15 protein-coding genes are annotated in these 23313 nt (G+C 57.4%); 10 read left to right on the top strand and 5 right to left on the bottom strand.

Annotated features, from left to right (window positions below; translation table 11 throughout):
• Positions 1-113: 113 nt before the first annotated feature.
• The 8 genes from CJ255_RS07520 (at position 114) to CJ255_RS07485 (ending at position 13619) form a co-directional block, all read left to right on the top strand.
• Positions 114-767 carry a TIGR00725 family protein gene (locus CJ255_RS07520; RefSeq protein WP_217352422.1) on the top strand — a complete coding sequence of 218 codons (654 nt, stop codon included), beginning with the start codon at positions 114-116 and terminating at the stop codon, positions 765-767.
• 95 nt (positions 768-862) lie between these two features.
• Positions 863-2914 (top strand): CHAT domain-containing protein, encoded by a 2052-nt coding sequence (locus CJ255_RS07515; protein WP_097643473.1) that lies wholly within the window; start codon positions 863-865, stop codon positions 2912-2914.
• 329 nt (positions 2915-3243) lie between these two features.
• Positions 3244-7134, top strand: a complete 3891-nt coding sequence (locus CJ255_RS07510) for an NACHT and WD repeat domain-containing protein (RefSeq protein WP_097643472.1) — start codon at positions 3244-3246, stop codon at positions 7132-7134.
• A gap of 148 nt (positions 7135-7282) precedes the next feature.
• Positions 7283-9205: a CHAT domain-containing protein gene (locus CJ255_RS07505; protein WP_097643471.1), complete on the top strand. Its 1923-nt coding sequence runs from the start codon at positions 7283-7285 to the stop codon at positions 9203-9205.
• A 32-nt stretch (positions 9206-9237) separates the two neighbouring features.
• Positions 9238-10437, top strand: a complete 1200-nt coding sequence (locus CJ255_RS07500; RefSeq protein ID WP_097643470.1) for a lipase family protein — start codon at positions 9238-9240, stop codon at positions 10435-10437.
• 319 nt (positions 10438-10756) lie between these two features.
• On the top strand, positions 10757-11923 hold the full coding sequence (locus tag CJ255_RS07495; protein WP_097643469.1) for a Re/Si-specific NAD(P)(+) transhydrogenase subunit alpha: 1167 nt from the start codon (positions 10757-10759) through the stop codon (positions 11921-11923).
• A gap of 19 nt (positions 11924-11942) precedes the next feature.
• Complete coding sequence (locus CJ255_RS07490; protein ID WP_097643468.1) at positions 11943-12224, top strand: NAD(P) transhydrogenase subunit alpha part 2; 282 nt, start codon at positions 11943-11945, stop codon at positions 12222-12224.
• Between the two features lie 3 nt (positions 12225-12227).
• Positions 12228-13619, top strand: coding sequence for an NAD(P)(+) transhydrogenase (Re/Si-specific) subunit beta (locus tag CJ255_RS07485; RefSeq protein ID WP_097643467.1), 1392 nt, complete (start codon positions 12228-12230; stop codon positions 13617-13619).
• Between the two features lie 283 nt (positions 13620-13902).
• On the opposite strand, the gene CJ255_RS07480 is transcribed toward CJ255_RS07485, so the two are convergent.
• Both CJ255_RS07480 and CJ255_RS07475 read right to left on the bottom strand, forming a co-directional pair.
• The gene (locus tag CJ255_RS07480; RefSeq protein WP_097643466.1) at positions 13903-15045 is read right to left on the bottom strand and encodes an AI-2E family transporter; all 1143 of its coding nucleotides are present in this window, start codon (positions 15043-15045) and stop codon (positions 13903-13905) included.
• 172 nt (positions 15046-15217) lie between these two features.
• Positions 15218-16024 (bottom strand): DUF4058 family protein, encoded by an 807-nt coding sequence (locus tag CJ255_RS07475; protein ID WP_097643465.1) that lies wholly within the window; start codon positions 16022-16024, stop codon positions 15218-15220.
• A gap of 90 nt (positions 16025-16114) precedes the next feature.
• Here CJ255_RS07475 and CJ255_RS07470 point away from each other — a divergent pair, with 90 nt between their 5' ends.
• Both CJ255_RS07470 and glmS read left to right on the top strand, forming a co-directional pair.
• Complete coding sequence (locus CJ255_RS07470) at positions 16115-16654, top strand: disulfide bond formation protein B (RefSeq protein WP_245863243.1); 540 nt, start codon at positions 16115-16117, stop codon at positions 16652-16654.
• Positions 16655-16664: 10 nt separating this feature from the next.
• Entirely contained in the window at positions 16665-18515 is a 1851-nt protein-coding gene (gene glmS / locus CJ255_RS07465) for a glutamine--fructose-6-phosphate transaminase (isomerizing) (protein ID WP_097643463.1), read from the top strand.
• Between the two features lie 12 nt (positions 18516-18527).
• On the opposite strand, the gene CJ255_RS07460 is transcribed toward glmS, so the two are convergent.
• The 3 genes from CJ255_RS07460 to efp all read right to left on the bottom strand — a co-directional run bounded on the left by CJ255_RS07460 (position 18528) and on the right by efp (position 23122).
• On the bottom strand, positions 18528-19439 hold the full coding sequence (locus CJ255_RS07460) for an eIF2B alpha/beta/delta subunit family protein (protein ID WP_097643462.1): 912 nt from the start codon (positions 19437-19439) through the stop codon (positions 18528-18530).
• Positions 19440-19580: 141 nt separating this feature from the next.
• Positions 19581-21998: a hybrid sensor histidine kinase/response regulator gene (locus tag CJ255_RS07455; protein WP_097643461.1), complete on the bottom strand. Its 2418-nt coding sequence runs from the start codon at positions 21996-21998 to the stop codon at positions 19581-19583.
• A 554-nt stretch (positions 21999-22552) separates the two neighbouring features.
• The gene (efp, locus tag CJ255_RS07450) at positions 22553-23122 is read right to left on the bottom strand and encodes an elongation factor P (RefSeq protein ID WP_097643460.1); all 570 of its coding nucleotides are present in this window, start codon (positions 23120-23122) and stop codon (positions 22553-22555) included.
• Positions 23123-23313 lie beyond the last annotated feature (191 nt).

The following is a 23313-nucleotide window of genomic DNA, read 5'->3' as shown; positions in this document are numbered from 1 at the left end:
CACAGAGAACACCGAGGAGGAAGTGCCAACCACCATTGTAGATTGGCACTCCTTCCGTTAGCATCTCTGTGCCCTTCTGAAAGCCCTCTGCTTCATACCAATTACCCTTGAACATGCCGCATGATCAAGAACACGAAAGCCCATTGGGAAGCCATGTTCGGCAATCTACAATCTACAATCTGCAATCTACAATCGTAAATGGTCTCAGAAGAATCAAGGCCAGCATGGATGCGCAGTCTGTCAATCCCAAGCATAGAATGACAATTATCGGCGTTATGGGAGATGGACAAGTTCACGGCTATAATCCTCATGCCTACGAACTAGGAACTTTAATCGCACTCGCAGGCTTTGTCCTCTTAACAGGCGGAGGGGCTGGAGTAATGCATCTAGCCTCGCAAGGGGCCCACGATGCGGGTGGCTTAGTCGTGGGCATTCTACCTTCTGAGCATGAGACAGATCCCAAATTCATTCAAGGCCGTTACCCTAATCCTTACGTCCATATCCCAATCTTTACTGGAATGGGAGATGCCAGAAATGTCATAAATGTTACGTCTTCAGATGTTGTGGTTGCGCTATGTGGTGGCGCAGGCACCCTGTCCGAGATTGCTCTAGCACTAAAAGCTGGAAAGCATGTAATTATACTAGACTGGCCCGATCTAACATTACCAGATTCTTGTCCTAACCATTTAGTTCATTATGTTGACGATGCCCAGTCAGCATTAGAAAAAATCACAGAAATTCAGGCTTTTAAAACATCCTATTCATAGTAGTATTCAATTGGTTTTGCGCCCCAAAGCATGTTATAATTGTAGCATTAGATCATTATCACGTTGCTTGTGTACCTCACGAAAACTATAGGCCAATGCATGAACCTGCTGATCTTGAATTAGTGTTACGTCGCAAAGACGCCCTGCGTTACGGGGTGGAATTGCGTTTGAACCTGCCCGGCAGTGAGGCGGAGGTGCGTCCGTTGGGACAGCATGTGGTGAGTGTGGCGTTTGATCCACAGACGTTGCTCGCACAGATGCCCGATCCGGTGGCCTATGGGCAGGCGCTCACACAGATGCTCTTTGCCGATGCGTCGCTGGTGAGCGCCTTTGCGGCAGCCCGCGCTGCCGCGCAGAGTCAGGGTTGCTCGCTACGTCTGCGGCTTGCTATTGCTGCCGATGCGTCGGAGTTGCATGCCTTACACTGGGAGACGCTGCACGATCCGCAATACGATCAGGTATTGGCACTGAGTGAGCAGGTGTTGCTGACGCGCTCACTGGCGAGTACCGATTGGCAGCCAGTAAAGTTGCGTGCGAAAGGGACGTTGCGCGCCTTGGTGGTGATTGCCAACCCCGTTGGCCTTACTACCTACAACTTGGTACCACTTGATGTGGCGCAGGAGCGTGAAGTGGCGCTGCGTGGCTTGGCTGGCATCACAACGACGGTGTTGGCAGAGGCGACGCAGGCAACGCTGAATTTGATGATCGCGCAGTTACGCGAGGGCTACGACATCTGCTACATCATTGCCCACGGACTGCTGGTGGATGATGAGCCCTATCTCTTCTTGGCTGATGAGCAGGGTGAGGTGACGCGGGTGGCGGGGCGGGAGTTGAGTGAGCGCATGGCCGATCTGCCTGCCCGCCCCCGACTGGTGCTGCTGGCAAGTTGTCAGAGTGCTGGTGCTGGCACGCCTGCGGCGTTGGCTGCCCTTGGCCCGCGTTTGGCGCTGGCGGGTATTCCGGCGGTATTGGCGATGCAGGGCTTGTTGGCAATGGACACCAATGCACGCTTTACGCCCGCCTTCTTCCGCGAGTTGCAGCGCGACGGACGGGTTGATCGTGCACTGGCTGCGGCGCGGCAGGAGTTGAGCCAACAGAACGATTGGTGGCAACCTGCGCTCTTTACACGCCTACGCAGCGGGCGCATCTGGTACGAGCCGGGCTTTGATCCCAACGATTTTGCCAAGTGGCCAGCACTGATACGCAGTATTGAGCGGGGCAAATGTACGCCCATCCTCGGCCCGGGCCTGCTTGAGGGTCTGCTCGGTTCCACCCGCGATATGGCGCAGCGCCTCGCTGAAAAACATCACTTTCCGCTCGCCCCCAACGCCCGCGATGATCTGCCCCAGGTGGCCCAATACCTCGCGGTCAACCAGGCGGTGGATTTTATGCGCGATGAGGTGGAAGAGACGTTGCGTGCAGCCATGAGCGAACGCGATCCCGCCACGGTCGCTCAAGTGCCGCTGCGCACTCCGCTTGCCAAACTGCTCAGCGCCGTCGGTGCTGCACGACGTGCCACCCATGCAGACGAACCCCACCGGATCCTTGCATCGCTGCGGCTACCCATCTACCTAACGGCCAACTCCGATCCGCTGCTAGCGGAGGCACTGGAAGAGGCGCAGCGCACCCCCCAGGTGATCGTCTGCCCGTGGCATCTTGAAGAGAAGTACGCCACCGAGAGTGAGATTGAAGCACCCACAGACGAAGCACCCCTCGTCTTCCATCTGCTCGGTAGCTTCGCCGATCCCGACTCGCTGGTGATTACCGAAGATGACTACTTCCGCTACCTGATCGGCGTGCGAGCCAATGTTGGATTGATCCCGCCCGAAGTGCAACGCGCCCTCGCCGATACCGCACTGCTCTTTGTCGGCTTTCGCTTCGACGACTGGAGTTTCCGCGCCTTGTTGCAGAGCATGCTACGCATCTCGGGCGGGCAACGGCGCAACCAGTACGCTCACGTCGCCGTACAGATCGATCCGCAGGAAGAGACCACCCTGAATCCACAAGCGGCCCGCCAATACCTCAAAGACTACTTTGGTCCAGCGGCAGTCCAGAGTTACCAAGCGAATATTAGCGTCTATTGGGGCAGTGCTGAAGATTTTCTACGCGAGTTGTCGTTGCGTGTGACGCGGAGTACGGTAGAGTGAGGGAACTAATACCGATTACCCTTGAACATGCCGCATTAGCAAGAACGCGAAAGCCCATTGGGACGCCATGTTCGGCAATCTGCAATCTACAATCGTAAATGGTATAAGTTCCCTTTGGCGGCGAAGCCACCCTCGGGCGGGGGATCGAGAGCATGGCTTCCGAAAAAAACCTTTCCGGTGGAGGTTTGGGGTAGGCGAATCCTTCTCTGAAAGACTCTTGTTAGCGCGAAGAAGTCCTGGGTCGCACCGCTTGGCTTCGACAAGCTCAGCCATCGGTGCGGTGGCTGAGCTTGTCGAAGCCCCACAGAGTAGTGAGGCACTGAAAAACCATGACGCAGCAAACACTCCCCACAAATCCCTACGTCGGCCCACGGGCCTTCGAGGAGACTGAGGGCGACCGCTTCTTCGGGCGCGAGCGCGAAGTAGCAAAGTTGCTCAATCTGCTGATCGCCCGACGCCTGGTACTCTTCCACGCGCCTTCGGGGGCGGGCAAAACGTCGCTCGTGCAAGCACGCCTCATGCCCCGTTTGCGCGCCGAGGGCTTTTTTGTCCATCGGCCCATTCGTGTCAATGCCCGCCCGCCGCTGGCAAACGATGGCACTGTGCCCAACCGCTACCTCTTTGCCACCCTTGCCACCCTCAATGATGAGGTGGCCCCTGAGTTGCAGCGCACGCCCGACGAACTGGCTCAACTCAGCCTGAACGACTATCTGGCCACACGGCGCGACGTGGTCGAGCAAGATATGGTGCTGATCTTCGACCAGTTTGAGGAGTTGTTGACGATTGATCCGACCGACCGCGAAGCAAAACTGGCTTTCCTCGCCCAACTCGGCAGCGCCCTCGAAGCCCCGCACCGTTGGGCGCTCTTCGCCATCCGCGAAGACTATTTGGGTGCGCTGCGTCCCTACCTGTTGCCGATTCCCACACGCCTCGCCGCCACCTACCGTCTCGACCTGCTCACCCCCAATCAGGCGCTACAGGCCATCCAAGCACCCGCACAGCTCGGCGGTGGCGACTTCAGCACTGCAGCAGCCCAACGCCTTGTAGACGACTTGCGCCAGACGACGGTACAGCGCCCCGACGGTACGAGTGAAACTATCCTAGGCAACGCCATTGAACCTGTGCAGCTTCAGGTGGTCTGTTTTCGACTGTGGGAAAGAAAAAGTGCAAGTGCAGGAAGCGGGCAGCAGGAAGCGGGCAGCGTCTCTGCACAAGAGCCAGAAGGAGACCCCAGCAGCCAAACGATCTTACCTCCCTCGCACACAACGTGGGAGAGAGGGCCGGGGGCTGAGGATTATCCAGCGCCACCTGCCATCCAAAGTATCCACATTGATCTAACCGACCTCGAGGCTGCGGGCAGTGTAGACGAGGCACTGGCGAGCTACTACGCCGAGCGGGTAGCAGCGGCGGGCCAAGTGGCGACCACGAACGAACGCAGCGTACGCGCCTGGCTTGAGCAAGAGTTGATCAGCAGCGATGGCATGCGTGGCCAAGTGCTGCGACAAGCCGAAACGACCGCCGGGATGCCCAATGCGGCCATTCAGGTGCTAGTAGATGCCCACCTGCTAAGGGCCGAAGAGCGGCGCGGTGCCATCTGGTACGAACTAGCCCACGACCGCCTCATCGTACCCGTACGCAACAGTAATGCCGCGTGGCGCAAAGCCAACCTGAGCCCCTTGCAGCGCCAAGCCGATCTCTGGGCGAGCCAGCGCCGTGCGGAGGGACTGCTGCTGCGCGGCACAGCCCTGCGCCAAGCCGAGGCGGAGAGTGAAGCGTTGAACGAGGTTGAGCGGGATTTTCTTGCGGCATGTCGCAAAGCCCGTGATGCCGCAAAGGTCAAACAGATACTTTCGACAGCGGCAATGGTAGGCTTCGTCTTAGCCTTGATCCTGGCCGGAGTTGCTTGGGTGCAGACGGGTGTGGCGACACGCGAATCGAGTATGGCAAGGACGGCGGAGGCTGACGCAGCAAATCAGTTGCGGATCACCAACGCGCATTATCTCGCTTTTATAACGCAATCATTGCCAGTCGAGCCAGCACTTCAATTGGCCTACGAAGCATATGCCATTGATCAAAATATCGCCACTGAGTCTATTCTGCGCGAACGAATAAATCAGCACCCTTGGCAGGTTACGAGTCTCGTAGACCACACCGAAGGTGTTAACAATGCCATCTTTTCTCCTGATGGCACGCGCATCCTTACCAGTTCGGATGATCGCACCGCCCGGCTTTGGGGCTTAGACGGTCAACCTCTTGCTACCCTGATGGGTCATACAGATGCAGTCATAAGCGCAGGCTTCTCGCCCGATGGACAGCGCATCATTACCGCCTCAAAGGACGGAATCGTCTTGCTCTGGAATGCGAATGGTCAGCGTCTCGCTACCCTAGTAGGTCATATGGGTTGGGTCAACAGCGCCGTCTTTTCGCCCGACGGCACACGCATCCTCACTGCTTCGGCTGATCGCACCGCTCGGCTGTGGGATGTGGAGGGGCAACTCCTTGCTACCCTAGTAGGTCATGTGGGTTGGGTCAACAGCGCCATCTTCCTCCCCGATGGACAACGTATTCTCACCATCTCATCGGATAGCACTGCCCGGTTGTGGGATACAGATGGACAACCTCTTGCCATGCTGATGGGCCATACCGATACGGTGGTAAGCGCCGTCTTTTCACCTGACGGTACACACATCCTCACCGCATCACACGATGGCACTGCTCGGTTGTGGGATGCAGAGGGCCAACCACATGCTACCCTGACAGGCCATACAGATAAGCTCAACAGCGCCGTCTTTTCGCCCGATGGCACGCACATTCTCACTACATCACAAGACGGCTCCGCCCGTCTGTGGGATATGGAGGGCCAGCCGCATGCTACCCTGACAGGCCATACAGATAAGCTCAACAGCGCCGTCTTTTCGCCCGATGGCAGACGCATCCTCACAGTGTCGTTTGATCGCACTGCCCAGATCTGGGATGCGGATGGTCAGCATCTTGCTACCCTAGTAGGTCATATGGGTTGGATCAACAGCGCCATCTTTTCTCCCGATGGTACACGCATCCTCACTACTTCGGCTGATCGCACCGCTCGGCTGTGGCAGGCGGTGGAACAGCCCCTTGCTACCCTAGAGGGCCATACCGATGCGGTTTCGAGCGCAGTATTCTCGCCCGACGGCTCGCGTATTCTCACCGCATCAAGTGATGGTACGGCCCGCCTCTGGGATGCAAATGGTCAACCCTTTGCTACCATAGAGGGCCATACCGAAGCGGTTTCGAGCGCAGTATTCTCGCCCGACGGCTCGCGTATTCTCACTGCCTCGTGGGATGGCACGGCCCGCCTCTGGGATACAAATGGTCAACCCCTTGCTACCATAGAGGGCCATACCAATGCGTTTTGGAGCGCACGCTTCTCCCCCGACGGCTCGCGTATTCTCACCAAATCAAGTGATGGTACGGCCCGCCTCTGGGATACAAGTGGTCAATCCCTTGCTCGCCTAGAGGGCCATACTGATGCGATTTGGAGCGCACGCTTCTCCCCCGACGGCGCGCGTATCCTCACTGCCTCGCGGGATGGCACTGCTCGTTTGTGGTGGGCTAACGGTCAACATCTAGCCATGCTAGAGAGCGATACTGTTACTAACCTCTACAACGCGATCTTCTCCCCCGATGGCACACACATCCTCGTCGGCTCATTGAATGGAACCGCCGGTCTTTGGGATGCAGACGGCCAGTTCCTTACCATGCTAGAGAAACGTACCTCTTCGACTATTAGCGTAGCCTTCTCCCCCGACAGCTCACACATCCTCACCGCCTCGTGGGATGGCAAAGCATATCTCTGGAACACGCACGGCCAATACCTCACTACGTTGGTTGGTCATACCGATACGGTTTGGCATGCGCTCTTCTCCCCCGACGGATCACGCATTGTCACTGCTTCAGAAGATGGGACTGCTCGCCTTTGGGATGCGCAAGGCAAACCCCTCGCCACCCTGACGGGCCACAGTGGCCCGGTCAGGAGTGTAGTCTTCTCGCCCGATGGGCGACGCATCCTCACCGCTTCGACTGATGGTACGGCCCGCCAGTACTTCGTCGCACCGGAGGATCTGTTGGCAACGGCGGCCTGCCGCATCGGGCGTCCGCTAACGCAGCAGGAGATTGAACGCTACAATGTGCCATTGCCGCTGCACCTCAATCTGGAGCAGCGGCGGTGTGATACCAATTAGCGCAACAGCGTAACAGTAATGTGGTGAGCGCGTCGCCATCCTTCCCCTGGGAGTGCTATGTGATATACCCTACTTGTCACTCGTCACTTGTCGCCCATAACTGGTATGATGAACGGTAGCTTGGCCCACTATAGCTTGGAGATCCCCCATGGCGGGTGAAACAACCCTTGCGGCGCTGTTGATGCTGAGGCAAACGGCTAAGGATACGCCTGAGTGGGTGGCTCTGGAAGCGCAGATCCAGGCGCTGATGCAGCAGTATCGTGAATTGGATAGTGAAGATGCTCAGGGTGATGTTGCGCGCCAGGTGCGGCGTCTGCTGCAACACGAGGCACCATCGCTCTATGTAGAGTTGCTGCAGCTTATTGAGCAGCTTGAACAGCCCAATTCACAAGTTCTTTCGTTGCGTGGTGCCCCCTCACAGACGTGGCTGCGCCAAGAGCTTGCGAAGGCGTTGGTGCCCTCTGTGCCGCTCGGTGCGAACTTTGAGGCGAACCTTGTGCCTAAGACGGTTGTGCGGCGCTATACCGACATCGCTTGCCCGCAGCGCGCCCAGCTCAACGAGCGGGTTACGGTGACGGTGGGGCTCACGCGGGAGGCGCTGGAGCATAGCCGGGTAGCCCAGGCGCTTGATCTGCGCCTCGATGCCGTGCAGGTGCGGCTGGTTGCGCCGCGTATGACCCTGTTGACCCCCGCTGAACAGCGCCTCAATGTCCTCTCTGAGGCCGATAGTCCGCCTGTGGTCTTTCAGTTGCTCCCGCAGGAACTTGGTCAGGCTGAGCTTACGCTGGAGTTTCGACAAGAGGGCCAGTTGGTTGCCCCGCCTGTGGCCCTGCAGATTGAAGTAGTGGCCCACGAGGTCGCCTTTGTGGCTGCGCCCTATGCCCCAGCACAGGTTGATCCGACCCTGGCCCGCGCCATCGCTGCGCCCGATTTGACCCTGCGGGTCTACTATGATGCTCAAGCAACGCGGGTGCTCTTTGCGCTTTGGCGTGAGGGGCTGGTGATCCACGAGGAGTATAGCGCGTCGTTTGCTGAACCCGGCCCCGCCGCCTATACCGCAAGCCTCTACCGCGATCTCGATCTGCTGCGGCGAGAGCGTGATAGTGTCCAGGTTGATGGGCGAGGAGCGCAGTTTCTCAGTGAGCATGATCTGGAACGCACCTTGAGGCGTATCGGTAGCCGCCTGTGGGAAAAGTTGATCCCAGCGGGGCTCAAAGAGGTCTATGCCCGCGAGCGGCAGGCTTGGCGTAATGCCCCAACCCCCCTCAGCATGCTGCTGATCTCCGATGAGGCCAGCATCCCGTGGGAGATGGTGCGCCCGTTTGGGCAGGAGTGGCAGGAGTCCTTCTGGTGCGAGACATTCCACTTTGCCCGTTGGCTGCCGCGCCACCCCAATGTGGCGCAACAGTTCACCCCGGCAACGCGTATCATTGCTACGCGGGTTGCACTCTTGGCCCCGGAGAGCTACCGCGAATTGACGGAGATCAAGCAAGAGCGGGCACTGCTCGAAGCCCTGATTGCCCGCCACGATCTGCAGAACCAGAGTCCTCGTCGGGCCACACTCCATGCCGTGCGCGATCTGCTTGAAGCAGGCGAGTACGACTGGCTGCATGCCGTTTCGCACGGCAATTTCCTACCCGACACCCCCAGTACCAGTAGCGTCCTCTGGCTCGAAGACCAGGTGAGTCTTTCGAGTGAGGAGATCACCGGCCAAGAGATCATCAGCCATCTCGCACAGCAGCGCCCCGGCTTCGTCTTCAACGCCTGCCACTTGGGACGCGAGGGCGCGACCCTGAGTGGCGTGAATGGCTGGGCCAGCCAGTTGGTTGGGCGTGGCGCGGGGCTCTTCCTCGCCCCGGCTTGGACCGTGAGCGACGATCTGGCTGCCAGTTTTGCCACCACGTTCTACACCCAACTCTTCGACGAGGGGCAGACGGCAGCGGCGGCGGTTTGGGCAGCGCGCCAAGCGATCAAGCAGCAGCGACCGAGCGATCCGACATGGCTGGCCTACAGTCTCTACGCCCATCCCAATGTTCGTGTGCAGGTTGGGGGGCAACCAGAGGGTTTCTAGAGTTTTTGAAGAGATGCAGAGGATTGCACCACATGGCTACCATCCTGTTTGTCCACGGTACGGGTGTACGCCAAGGTTTTGATGAGGATATTGCGCTGATCCGCGAAGAGCTTGGCAGACGGCTGCCAACGTATCGTGTTGCACCCTGCCACTGGGCTGCGCCTGAACAAGGGCTGCGGGCCGAACTTGGCAAGCAGGGCGCCTCGTTGCCCGCTGGGCGCTTCGGGCGCGGTGATACGAGTGATGCCGATCTGGAGATTGCGCTCTGGAGCAATCTCTATGCTGATGCCAGCTATGAACTGCGCCTCTTGACCCTGCTGCCACCAGAGGGTGAGGCGGAAGTAGCGCGTGCGCCGGGCAGCTTTACGGCAGAGCTTGCACGCATGCAGATGCGCTTGGCCCGCTTTACCCCCAGTAACGAACTGACCACCCTGCTCACGAGCGCAGGTATCGCAAGCCTCTTTTCCGCAGCAGTACGAGCGGTTGCGACCACGCCCGCGTTGGATCAACTCGTTGCCCATGGCATGCTTGAGCCGGAGTTCCTAGCGAGTGCCTTGGCGCGGGCCGTCGTTGCGGAGGCCATAGCTCAAGCTGGTGCAACGCCCGTGCGCGTCGCCTCCGACAGCATGCTCCGTGACAGCCTGCTTACCCGTTTTAGCCAAGAGTTGCTGGAGGTACGGGCCGACCGGGGGGTTGGTGCATGGATGCGGCGGTCGCTCAGCCAAGCATTGAGCCACAGCGCAACCTGGTATCTGCGCCGCGATGTCTCTGTTGCGACCCACTTCGCCTTCCCTTTTTCGGGCGACATTCTGCGCTACCAACGCAACGGCGCTCCGATCCGCCAATTCATTCGTGACACCATCACCACCGCCGCCGCGCCGGTCTACATCCTCGCCCACAGTCTCGGTGGGGTCATCTGCTTTGATCTCCTCTGCCTTGAGGACTTGAGCGGGCATGTGGCCGGCTTGATTACCGCTGGCTCTCAAGCGCCACTGCTCTACGAAATGGACGTATTGGCCGGATTGCCCTTCGGCAAACCACTGCCAGAGCATTTCCCGCCCTGGCTCAACTTCTTCGATCAGCGCGATCTCCTCAGCTTCGTAGGGGCTGCCATCTTCCCTAACCGGATCGAAGATCATCAGGTAGACAACCGCCAACCCTTCCCCAACGCCCACTCGGCCTACTGGTCAAACGCCCGCCTCTGGGACAGCCTGAGCGATTGGGTATTGTAGATTGTGGATTGCAGATTGTAGATTGTAGATTGCAGATTGTAGATTGTAGATTGCCGAACATAATGAACACATTTTCTGTCCGCCCTTAAACCAGTGGATGTTCGGGGTCGGCGAAGCCTCCCCCGAAGAACTTTCTGTCGTGTTGGCGGCTTCGCCGCCAACACGACAGAAAGAAGGAGAATTGGAGCCCCCCCCTACCATGTAACCAGATCATGTTATACTAATGCGCGGCTGCGCCGCTAAAACGCAGCATAGTAGTACCATACCTAAACGCAAGGTTTTCCCTTGCGAAAACCACGGAACATGGGGGGCTTTCCCAATGATTGTTGGCGTTCCAAGAGAGACGGCTCCTGGTGAGCAGCGTGTGGCCCTTGTGCCTAATGATGTGTCATTTTTGCAAAAGTTGGGCCTAGAGGTGCAGATTGAAGCGGGGGCAGGTGTGGCCGCAGGCTTCCCTGATGCCTTCTATGTGGAGCGAGGGGTGACGGTGGCCGCCTCGCGCCAAGGACTCTTTGCCGCTGCCGATATGCTCTTCCAGGTACGCGCCACGGGTGCGGCCCAAGGTGATGCTGATCTCGCATTGTTACGCTCTGGTCAATTGGTGATCGGTTTTCTCGATCCCTTTTGGCAGCCGCAGTGGATTGCGGCCCTGGCGCAACGTGGCGTGAACGCTATTGCGCTTGAGTTGGTGCCCCGTATTAGCCGCGCCCAAAGTATGGACGCGCTCTCGTCTATGGCTACGATTGTTGGCTATAAGGCGACGCTCTTGGCTGCGATGCACCTCCCGCGCATCTTTCCGATGCTCATGACCGCCGCTGGGACGATTACGCCCGCCCGTATCTTTGTGATTGGCGCGGGGGTCGCCGGGCTGCAAGCGTGTGCCCAAGCCAAGCGGATGGGTGCCCGCGTTGAAGCCTATGATGTGCGTGTTGCCGTCAAAGAGCAGGTTGAAAGCGTTGGGGCTAAGTTTGTGGAATTGCCCCTTGAGACTGGCGATAGCGAAGATAAAGGGGGCTATGCCAAGGCCCAGGGTGAAGATTTCTACCGTCGCCAGCGTCAGCTTATGGGCGAAGTGGTTGCCCGCAACGATGTGGTGATTACCACCGCTGCGATCCCCGGTAAACGCTCGCCTGTCTTGGTTACCGGCGAGATGGTGCAGGGTATGCAGCCCGGCTCGGTGGTGGTTGACCTCGCCGCCGAACATGGGGGTAACTGTGAATTGACCCGCGCCGATGAGCTTGTACAGGTGCATGGCGTGACGATTCTGGGGCCAACCAATCTTGCCGCTACCGTGCCCAATCATGCCAGCCAACTCTATAGCCGCAACCTTATCAACATTATTCGGCTTGCGGTTAAAGATGGCAAACTCAATCTGACCACCGACGATGAGATTATACGCGAGTCAATGGTTGCGCACGCGGGCGAAGTGTGCAATGCGCGCGTCCAAGAATTGTTGGAAGCGAAGAGTGCGGTAACGACGTCGTAGTGTTGTACAAGGATAGATTATGGAAGCGCTCATTCTTGCCCTCACGGTCTTTGTGCTGGCGATCTTTGTTGGTGTAGAGATCATCACCAAAGTGCCGCCCACGCTGCACACCCCGCTCATGTCGGGATCGAACGCCATTTCGGGTATTACGCTGGTAGGGGCGATCATTGCCACTGGGTCGCCAACCCCGCTGCTCACAACGATCCTTGGTTTTACGGCTATCGTCTTTGCAACGATCAACGTGGTTGGCGGCTTCATGGTCACCAATCGCATGCTCGGCATGTTCCGCCGGAAGGACTAATGTATGCTGCCCGATTGGTTTATCAACTTAGCCTACTTGATCGCCGCGATCCTCTTCATTGTTGGCATCAAGGGGCTAACCCACCCGCGCACTGCTGTTCGTGGTAACCGTTTGGGTGCGCTCGGTATGCTGATTGCCGTTGTGGCCGCTATGCTGGATCGGCAAGTGCTGAGTTACGAGTGGATCATTGCTGGGATCATTGTCGGTGGCGCGATCGGGGCTATTATGGCGACGCGGGTTCAGATGACCGATATGCCCCAGATGGTCGCCTTGCTCAATGGTTTTGGTGGAATCTCTTCGAGCCTCGTTGCGGGCGCCGCGCTGCTGACGGCGGTGGCCCTTGATGGTGCGAATGTCGCGTTGCAGTTCACCATTTCGGGTGCGGCTTCGGGCCTCGTGGGGGCCGTCACCTTCTGGGGGAGCCTCGTGGCCTTTGGTAAGCTGCAAGGGCTGATTGGTGACATTCGTTTCCGTGGGGCGCTGCCGCTCAATGCCACACTGCTGACCATTGCGCTTGCTTTTGGCGTCTGGTTGGCAATTGACCCCACGGCCAATTGGGCCTACTGGGGCCTGATTGGGGCCGCGAGCCTACTGGGTCTCTCGTTGGTCTTCCCGATTGGCGGTGCCGATATGCCAGTGGTGATCTCGCTGCTCAACTCCTATTCGGGCGTTGCTGCCGCCGCCGCTGGCTTTGTGTTGAGCAATAACGCCCTCATTATCACCGGCTCGCTCGTGGGTGCGTCGGGCCTTATTCTTACCAGCATCATGTGTAAGGCCATGAACCGCTCGCTACCCAACGTGCTCTTCGGCATCGGTGCGCCCGTTGATGAAGGGGCCGCCAGTGACGATGAGGTCTATGCGGGCAAGGTGAAATCGGCCCATGCCGATGAGTTGGCCATGATGATGGAGACCGCCCGCAGCGTGGTGATTGTACCCGGCTATGGCATGGCGGTCTCGCAGGCCCAACATGCAGTACGCGACCTCGTGCATGAACTGGAGTCGCGGGGGGTTGAAGTCAGCTTCGCAATCCATCCGGTCGCCGGGCGCATGCCTGGCCACATGAACGTCCTGTTAGCCGAAGCGGACATTCCCTACGATCAGATGAAGGAGATGGACGAGATCAATCCTTTATTTGAGCAGACCGACGTTGCGATTGTGATCGGGGCCAACGATGTGGTCAACCCGATGGCGCGTACCAATCCAAGCAGCCCCATTGCGGGCATGCCCATCCTCAATGTAGACAAAGCGCGCAGCGTGATTGTGATCAAACGCAGCCTCAGCGCTGGCTTCGCCGGGATCCCCAACCCACTCTTCGCCGCCGAGAACACCCTCATGCTCTTTGCAGACGCGAAGAAGGGGGCCTTGGATATTATGAATGCACTCAAAGAGGGGTAGCGGGGGCACTGTTGGTCAAAACCACTCCGCAGGGAGCGCGGGCAGATCGCCTGCGCTCCCTGCGAAGCGATCATGCATCATCATTCAAGATCTGTTCAAGAATCTCAGGGGTTAATCCCCGCGCTTGTGCTTCAGAACTCATATCATCCATGAGTTGCTGAAGTGATTGTACAGGGGATACAGTTGTATTCTGAAGCATAAACTGTATAAGCAATTGTATTTTTCGTCGCTCCGCTTCTGAAGCATTTGGAAGACATCCTCAAGCACGTCGCGTACCTCCACACTACTCCTCCTTGGCTTGCTCGCCTCCCGATTGCTGCAAGCGAAGCTCCAGTTTTTGCACCGGCGGCGTCTCTAGCTCCTTGCCTGCCTGTAGCTTGGCGATGCTCTCGCGGGCGCGTAGCACGGCGGCGGTGGCAGGCGTGGCCAACATTGCGCCCATCACTCCGGCCAGCAGACCACCTAAAATGGTCACCATGAAGGTGGCTAGGGGGTGCAACTGCAAATGGTTGCTGGCTAGCTTGTTCTGGATGATGGTCTGGATAATATTCTGCATCAATAGCACCACCACCAGCACCACCAGTGCGATACCGATCCCGCCAGAACCGAGCGCAACTAAGCAGGCAAAGATGCCCGCAACCACAGCGCCTAAATAGGGCACATAGGAAGTGACCATGGTCACAAGGCCAATCGTAAAGGCCAATGGCAGACCCAAGAGCGCCATCGTGCTGCCAATCAACACCGAGACCACGAAGCTCGAGAGCGTCAAGACATAGAAGTAGCGCCGCACTGCCCGGGTCGTGTTATCAATCACCGTCTCGCCCACTTCCGTCTCCAAGCTGCTGTTGCGCGCCAGCCAATGGACAATCCCGTGCCAATCGGTGAGCAGGTAGTAGAGCAAGAAGGTGCTGAGGAAGAGACCGACAAAGAGTGCTATCGCACTGGAAAAACCGGAACTGAAGAAATTGCCAATCCCCGCTGCCACCTGGGGTAGCGTATTGAGCGCATTCTCCAGCATCGTATCAAAGACACCCAAGGGCAAACTCAGGGCCGATGACCACTCATCCATCGCGTTGATGCCCGACTCGATCAGCTTAAAAATCTGTTCACGCTGGCCCAGAATGCCATAGATGGTGAGCCACAATGCGCCCACAATCACCAGCAGCAGCCCGATCATCACACCGATGGCCCCTACCAAGCGTGGTACGCCGCGCTCATCGAGCCAATCCACCACCGGGTAGAAGAGCATCGCAATCACGGTAGCAATGATCAGCGGCACCAGCAGGCTGGTCACCGTACTCAGGAAGAACAGCAAACCAAGAACGCAGGCCGCAATCCCCAAGTAGAGCCAGCTCCGAATGCCCAACACCAATAGCGTAGGGCTGATTGAATCCCAAGGAAGACCTTGGTTTGGTTTGTTAGCCATACAGATACTTTCTTATCGTCAATGTTGAAGAGATACAGAGCATTGCACCACAGAGACACAGAGAACACAGAGAGGTTTATAGCAAGGCAAGCTCACCGTACTGGAACTCCCTCGATACAAACGCTCTGTGCCCTCGGTGCCTCTGTGGTGAATGACTCTGTACCTCTACTCGTCAACGCCTCACCCCCTGCGCCCGCAGATGGCTATCGAGCCACGCCGCTTCAGCCGCGCTCAAGTCGGGGGGCGGGGGCGGTTCGCAGTAGTCAAGTTCTAGGTCGTAGCGGGCGCGCTGGTAGGCATCGTGGATCGCACGCCCCAACTCAAGCGTAATCGGAGCATCGGGGTAGCGCAGCGGCACCGGCACCACCGGAATGGGGGCAGCGAGGGCCAGCGGCCAAATCTCAAGCTGCGGACGGGCCTCCATGCGGCTCAAAAAGATAAAGTAGGGGGCATCAGGCAACGGGCGCGCCACCTGTGGGCGGCGTCCACCACGGAGCAGATCGAGTTCAATCAGGTGCGCCGTACTACGAAAGATCTCCTGGCGCTTCTGCTCATAGGCATCCGCCCCATCCGCCCCGGGGCGCTTATTGGCTGGAGAGAGCAATTCCAGTGCCGTCACCAGCACCTGGTCGCGTACCGTGCGGATCTCAATCCGTGCATACTCCACCGGCACCGTCATGAAGGCTGGCAGACGCAACGGTGCCTCCGTTAGCTCAGGGGCAACTGCCACCGCACCACCACTTAGCGCAGCAAACGGCCCGCGATCCACCACCGCCACATCAGGCACCACACGGCGCACCGGCGCAATCTCAATACTCTCAAAGCTCACATAGGGCGTAATCACCGCCCGATAGCCCGACGAGAGCTTGGCCTGAAGCTGATCGCCAATGGTGGAGATCAGCCGATGATGCACATCCGGCCAGAGACTCGGCTGCTCAAGGTAGGGGTCCATCCCTGGAAATGGTGGTTGCCTCAACATACGCCCTCCAAGGGTAATAGCCTACAGTATACCTGATGTTCATGCATGGTAGAATGCTTCAGCCGAAAATTCTCTAGCCCATCTACGCCTATGAATCTGCTTGACCGTCTGACCGCTTCGACCCGCCATATTGCGCTCTTCACTGCTATGCTTGCCACCTGTGGTAGCCTCTTTTTTAGCGAAGTGCTGCGTTGGATTCCCTGCGAGCTCTGCTGGCATCAGCGCATCCTGATGTACCCTCTGGCGCTGATCCTGTTTGTGGGGATTATCATTGATGACCGGAGAGTCCACCTCTATGGGCTGCCCCTCGCCCTTGCTGGCATTGCTGTTTCACTCTACCACTACCTCGAAGTTCTCAAGGTACTCCCGCCTTCCCCCTGTCTCGGCAGTGTGCCATGTAGTTTCGACTACCTCACGCCCATCCTCACTGGCCCCTGGTCTTTTATTAAAATCCCCTTTCTCGCCCTCGTTGCCTTTAGCATCATCGCGATCATGCTGGGCAACTACGCCCTTGCTGGTGCGCCTGCCATCGCTGCTCACGCCCGCCGCTTGGCTACGATCAGCGCCGTCGTGATAGTGCTGGTGAACATTGCGGGCTTCTATCTATTGGGGGTCTTTATTCGTTTATGAAGGAGTCTTCATGTGCGGTATTGTTGGCTATCTTGGCCCACGGGTCGCAACCGATGTAGTTGTTGGTGGTTTACAACGGCTTGAGTATCGCGGTTATGATTCGGCGGGGATCGCAATCTACGATCCCAAGGAGGGTTTGCAACTGCGCCGCAGTGTTGGCAAGCTGATTGGTCTGATTGCGCGCCTGCACCTTGAACCTGCACGCGGCCACTTGGGTATCGGGCATACCCGTTGGGCTACCCACGGCGGGGTCACTGAGATCAATGCCCACCCCCACCGTGATGCCAGTGGCCAGGTTGTGGTCATCCAGAATGGGATTGTTGAAAACTATCTCGAACTCAAGGCCCGCTTGGTTGAACAAGGGATTACCTTCGTTTCACAAACCGATACGGAGGTCATCGCGCACCTTGTCGGTCTCTACTATGCCGAGAGCGGCAGCCTTGCAACCGCTATGCGCCAAACGCTCGGCGAGTTGCGCGGTGGTAATGCGGTGGTTGCCATTTGTGTCAACGAGCCCGACCAGATTGTGGCGGCGCGCCTCGGTAATGCTGGTGGCGTTGTGCTTGGCCTGGGTGAAGGCGAGTACTTTGTTGCCTCCGATGTGCCCGCGATCCTCGACTATACCCGCGACCTCATCTTCCTTGAAGACCGCGAGTTGGCCGTGATTACCAGTGCGGGTATTCGCATTACGACTCTTGCGGGTGACGCGGTTGAGCGTCGGCCTATCAGTATTCCATGGGATCCGGTGGCGGCTGCGCGGGGCGACTACAAGCACTTCATGGAGAAGGAGATCCACGAGCAGCCACGGGCGCTGATGGATGCCCTACGGGGCCGCGTTGACCAAGAGGCTGGCATGGTGCATTTTGAAGACATGCGCCTCGATGATGCCGCCTTGCGCCAAGTGGATCGCATCTATGCCACCGCCTGCGGCACCGCTTGGCACGCCGCGCTGGTCGCAAAGTTCATGATCGAACGCCTCGCTCGCGTGCGCGTCGAGGTGGACTACGCCAGCGAGTTTCGCTACCGCGAGCCGGTGCTGGGCGGTGATGCGCTACTGCTCGCCTTTACCCAGAGTGGCGAGACGGTGGATACCCTCGCGGCCATGGAAGAGGCGCGTGATCAGAAGGTTTTCTCACTGGCGATTGTCAATGCCATTGGCAGCCAGGCCGCCCGCGTTGCCGACGGCGGCCCACTCTACCTGCATGCCGGCCCTGAGATTGGTGTAGCCTCAACCAAAGCCTTCACCTCCATGCTGGTAGTCGCCTACCTCTTTGCATTGCGTCTCGCCCAAGCGCGCGGCACGCTCAACGCAGCCCAGATGCAGCCCCACCTACAGGCGCTGATCGAACTCCCCGGCAAAGCGGCTAGCGTGATCGAAGCGAGCATGCCCATCTGTGCCGAGTTGGCCGAACACTACCACCGCGTTGAGAATGCGCTCTACTTAGGGCGCCAGGCCAACTACCCCATCGCCCTTGAAGGTGCCCTCAAGCTCAAAGAGATCAGCTACATCCACGCCGAAGGCTACCCGGCTGGCGAGATGAAGCATGGCCCCATCGCGTTGATTGACGAAACCATGCCGGTCATCTGCATTGCCCCCCAGGACGAAATCTACCCCAAGATGATCAGCAATATCGAACAGGTACGCGCCCGCCATGGCCAGGTGATCGCCATCGGCACCAGCGGCGACCAACTGCTCGCCAGCAAAGCCGATCATGTCATTAGCATCCCCGCCACCCTACCGCTACTCCAACCCATCCTCACCGTCATTCCACTGCAACTCTTCGCCTACTATGTCGCCCTGCGGCGTGGCTGCGACGTAGATCAGCCGCGCAACCTCGCCAAGAGTGTCACGGTTGAGTAGTGCCACCTTCTTCTACCGCCGCAACGCCGGATGCAGGTGCGTTGCGGCGAGCCATGCTTCGATGCCTACGGTTGGCTGCACGCCCTGCTCGGTGACAATGCCCGCCAGGGCGTTGAGCGGTGTTGTATCAAAGTAGAGATTGGTAATCTTGAGGTTGGTTGGGGCATTAGCCCAGACCTGCTCGGCGGGCCATTGGGCCTGGGCGGGCGGGGTGTAGCCGGGGGGCAAGAACTTTTCGCTGCCGCAGAGCGCATAGATCGGGACGCCCGCAGCCCCGGCAGCCAACGCAAGGCCGTAGGTGCCAACCTTGTTGACCAAACCACGGCTTGTGAGGTGGTCGGCCCCAACCAGTACCAGACGGGCCTCAGCGACAAAACTCAACGCCAACGCATCAATCACCAGGGTTACCGCCAAGCCCGCTTCAGCCAATTCGGCTGCCATACTGCGCCCTTCGCAGGCGGGGCGTCCCTCAGCACAGATGACCCTGAGGTGCCGACCCGCCCGCAAGGCATGGCGCAGCGCCGCCCGGACGGTAATGCTACGCCCGATGGTCACAATCAGGCTATGCTCAGGGATCAGGCGTAGGGTCGTTTCAGCAATTGCCGCCTCGTGGACATGCAAGCGCCGCTGAAATTCACCAATCGCCTCCATGGCCGCTTGACAGGCATTGCGCTGCTGATGAGCATCATCAAGCTTCCACAGCATGCCATTGATCAGATTGACCAGAGGGGCCATGGTGGGGTGGGCCCGGATCAGCGTCCAACCCACCGCAAGCAACGCTTCGCGCAAATCCTCACGCGGCAACATCGCGTTGGCTTGAGCCACTTGCAGCAACAGCTTGGCACTCTGCTCGGCAATCTCAACCGCGCCTGCAACATTATCATCAACGATGGCAGCTAGTTTCTGTGCAGTCAGTTTATCCATAGTAGGCAGTAGGTAGTAGGCAGTAAGTAGTAGGCAGTAAGTAGTAGGCAGTAAATACAATTTGGGTGTATTCAATGTGTCATAAATGCAACAAAACTATTTTCTCCTTTCCTATTTCCTATTTCCTCACTTTCCTACCTCCTATTTCGGCGCTCCAAGGGAACGGCGTTGTACAAGGCTTTGCAAGGCTTCTTGAAGTTGCTCAATCGAGAAGGGCTTAGAGAGATAGAGATTGCCACTCTGTTCAAGTGCAGTTCGCGTAACCGGGCTCAGTGTATCGCCCGTAATAAAGATCACCCGCTCGGCAAGCTTGGGCGAACGCTCGCGGATCGCTGCGACCAATTCAAAGCCATTGAGTCCTGGCATCTTCACATCGCAGAGAATCATATCAAAAATCTCACGTCCTAAGCTTTGCAGCGCCGCCTCGCCACTGGTCACGACGGTTGCTTGGTGGCCAAGATCGCGCAGCAAGCGTGCCATCAGCCGCACCACGGGTTCCTCATCGTCCACCACGAGGATGTTGAGCGCAACCCCCATGGTGTCCATCGGCAGTGGGGTGGCACTACTCGCGCTCTCGCTTGGTTCCACGGTACGCACCGGCAAGGTCACAAAGACCTGTGTGCCCGCTCCGAGCTGACTCTCGGCCCAAATCTGGCCTTCATGCTCTTCGATGATACCAAAACAGATCGAGAGACCCAAACCCGTACCCTGGCCCACCGGCTTGGTGGTATAAAAAGGGTTAAAAATCTTCTCAAGATCTTTTTCCGGGATACCTTTGCCTGAATCTTGCACCTCGAGCTTAATCGTGGGCCCCAATTGGGTATCATTGAAGAGACTTGAACGGATAACGAGCTTGCCTGGGCGCCCATGTTCCACCATTGCGTGGCGCGCATTGGTAATCAGATTGAGAAAGACCTGCTGAAGTTGATGAGGATCGGCGCTAGTATACGGCAGTTCAGGATCAAGTTCAAGGATAACACTAATGTTATCAACTTTAAGCTGATAGTTTTGCAGCGCCAAGGCGCTCCGCAAGACCTCATTGAGCGATACCATTTGGCGTTCGGGTTCATGTTCACGGGCAAAGATGAGCAAATTCTGAACAATTTTTGCGGCCCGTTCAGCCTGGGTATGGATCTGTTCAATATCTTGGCGTGTCTCAACACCCAGCCCCTTGTCGCGTAACATCAACTGGGCATAGCCACTCACGCTGGTGAGCGGATTGTTCAACTCGTGGGCCACGCCCGCAACCAACTGGCCAATCGCCGAAAGCTTCTCAGAATGGATCAACTTCTGCTCCAGCTTTCGTCGTTCGGTCAAATTACGGGCGATGCAATGCACACCCTTGAAGCCAGAGCCATTGTTCATCACCTGAGCCGAGACTTCCAGATAGACCAATTCATCATCTTGGCGCTTCAACTCAAGCTCAAAGGGGGGCATACTATGCCCCAACAGCAACTCGCGCAACGAAGGTTCCACAACCTGCCACGAGGGTTCGGTCGCAAAGCGGTGCAAGGGCTGACCGAGCAGTTGATCATGGCTATAGCCAGTCAATTGGGGGCCAACCTTATTGATACTCGTAATCCGCAGTTCTGCATCGAGGGCAAAGATGAGATCATAGGCATTTGCAAAGAGATCGCGGTAGCGTTGTTCCGAGAGTTTGATCTGATCGTAGAGCCGCGCATTCTCAATTGCAATAGCCGCATAATCGGCCAGCGCCGCAAGCAGATACTGGTCATTCTCGGTAAAGGGGCGATCCGATTGGCGATTATCAACCGCCAACACGCCAATCACCTGATCACCAAGCAGCAGCGGTACTTGCAGCAACGCACGCACCAAGAAACCAGTCTTAACCTTCAGCGCCACGCCCGAACGCACCTGATCGAGGCGCACCGGCTTGCCGGTACGCACCACCTGGCCAGCAAGTGAATCTTCAACCGGCAGGCGCAGACTTTGGGCACGCTGCTCGCCCAAATTCTTGGCGGCACGCAGGTAGAGTTCGTGCTGCTGGGCATCGTGCAGCAACAGGAAGCCCTCTTCCGCCTGCGTAATATAGACCCCCGCCTCAACAATGCGTTCAAGCAGTTTCTCTTGGCCCATCAGCCCAGTGACCGACTTGCCAATGCGGTAGAGTACCGTCAACTCTTGGACACGCTGCTGCAACGAGTTGGTCAAGCGCTCTTTATCGCGGCGCAAACGCCGTTCACGCAACGCCTGATCGATCACCGCGCGGGCTTCGGTATCGGAAAAGGGCTTGATCAGGTAGTTGCGCGCCCCCAAGCGAAAAGCTTCAACCGCGATCCCCTCAGAGCCATGGGCCGTCATTAGAATAACCGGCACATCGTAGCCCTCTTGCGCGATCAGACGCAACAGGTCAAGACCGCTAATATCGGGCAGTTGGAGATCGAGCAAGATCAGGTCGGGCAAGCCAGAGCGTAGGCGCTGGAGCCCTTGCCGTCCGGTATGGGCCACCAACGGGCTATAGCCCAATTCTGGCAACACATAGTCGGCCAAAAGACTCGTGATCTGCTCACTATCATCAATAATCAGTATTTGTTCCATAGGAGGCTAGGCCGACCGCACGCCCTTTCATGACGCCGATTTGCCGATCATAGTAGTCAATTGTACACTGTCATTGGTGTCGCTGGCAAGCATGGAACGCAACACTCGCACCCGGCAGGAAGCCTTTGCCCCGCCAGCGGATTGTAGAGCAACAACCCTAGATGCCAATTGGACAGCACCCCCCAAGTATAGCAAGAAATTACACGAAAACAGGGTAAGAAATCATTAAAATACCCATTCTAGGCCATATCAAGGCTGATCTTAGCTTCGGTATTACTACTAGGCATGAATTTTCAACGCAGATTGGAACAGCTTTTGGCATGGGGCGAAGCTTCATGATTACACAGATGCTGTCTGCATCGGGCTACGTCAACGTTACATCCGGTGGGGGGCGGGGGCGAAGCCCCAACAACGTTGACGTAGCCCTAGATTCTTTTGATGCAACAAGCAATAAATAAACACCGCATATATACTGTATATATACGGTGTTTGTTTGCATTTACCAAAAAGAACAAAATTCTTCAAGGGAAGCCAAGCCTCCCCTACCACCCAAGCTAGGCGCGCTCGATATAGGTGCCTGTGCGCGTATCAATCTTCAGCTTATCACCCTCATTGACAAAACCAGGTACCTGAATGACCGCACCAGTCTCGAGCGTGGCCGGCTTGGTAACGTTGGTCGCTGTGTCGCCCCGTACCGCGATGGTCGTCTCGGTAACTTCAAGGATGACAAAGATGGGTAACTCAACACTGAGCAGTTCCTCACGCTCATCATCATAGACGAGATCTGCATTGTCGTTCTCTTTGAGAAACTTTGCTGCATCACCAACCATGGCTTCACTGACCTGAATCTGATCGAAGGTATTGGGATCCATAAAGACAAAATCCACACCCTCACGGTAGAGGAACTGCATGGTGCGACGCTCAATCCGCACAATATCAATATCAGCCCCGGCGCGGAAGCGATCCTCAATCACCTTCTCGTTGCGCAGATTCTTCAGCTTGACGCGCACAAAGGCCCGCCAGTTGCCCGGGGCAACATGCTGAAACTCAACCACCTGAAAGAGATCGTCGTTGTAACGAATGACCATACCATTACGGAAATCGGATGTTGTTCCTGCTGCCATTGATACCTCATGATAAACTAGAGTAAGGGACGGTTACTAAAATGCGCTTCCAGCTTTACCGACGGAGTGCCGACTTATGGTGTTCCAGTAAATAATCCGCTAACCAGACCTCGCAAATCTGGCATATCTATCAGGTCTAGCCCGTGCCGCGACACCGGATTAATTTCTGGAACACCATAAGTCGGCACTCC

The organism is Candidatus Viridilinea mediisalina (assembly GCF_002532535.1).
In the GTDB taxonomy this organism is placed as follows: Bacteria; Chloroflexota; Chloroflexia; order Chloroflexales; family Chloroflexaceae; genus Viridilinea; species Viridilinea mediisalina.
The sequence above is the reverse complement of the archived record's forward strand: the minus strand, read 5'-3'. Positions and strand labels throughout refer to the sequence as shown.